Below are 701 nucleotides of genomic sequence, written 5' to 3' on the forward strand. Positions count from 1 at the left end.
GTTCCTACCTCACCGGTCAGCATGGCAAAACCACCGCCGTCGCCCAATCCCGCATTGAGGTGCGTGATCGCTTCTTTATGACGTTGGCTTAAATACAAATAACGTGAGTTTGGAACAATCGAAAACGGCTGTTCAACAAACCCAAAAAAGTCCTTATACATTAGGATCTCCAGCTAAAAACCCATCCCAAAAGAATCAAATATGATGTAAACATAGTTGCATCTGTTCTTGGGAGTAAAGAAAAGTACCATTGCTTGCTACAATGTCCAACGTCATATCCATAAATTCAGAGGTAATTCGTGCAAGTTTATTTAGTAGGTGGCGCAGTTCGAGATCAATTGCTCGGCATTGACAGTTATGACAACGATTGGGTGGTAGTCGGTGCCACACCAGAAATGATGCTTGCTCAAGGATACACTGCCGTCGGAAAAGACTTTCCTGTTTTTCTTCATCCTAAAAATAAAGAAGAACACGCACTTGCACGAACCGAAAGAAAATCAGGCTCAGGTTACACGGGCTTTGACTGTTTCTTCGATCCAAGCGTAACGCTAGAAGAGGATTTGATTCGCCGTGATTTAACCATTAATGCCATGGCGATGGATGATAGCGGCCAGCTGTACGATCCTTATGGCGGCCAAGCCGATTTGAATAATCGCATATTGCGTCATGTATCGGATGCTTTTGTGGAAGATCCCCTTAGA

1 pseudogene is annotated in these 701 nt (G+C 44.1%); it reads left to right on the plus strand.

Annotated features, from left to right (window positions below):
* Positions 1 to 299: 299 nt before the first annotated feature.
* Positions 300 to 701, plus strand: a pseudogene (cca, locus tag R7Q09_RS25750) (multifunctional CCA tRNA nucleotidyl transferase/2'3'-cyclic phosphodiesterase/2'nucleotidase/phosphatase); the annotation flags it as partial.

Source organism: Vibrio sp. 2130-1 (assembly GCF_033339515.1).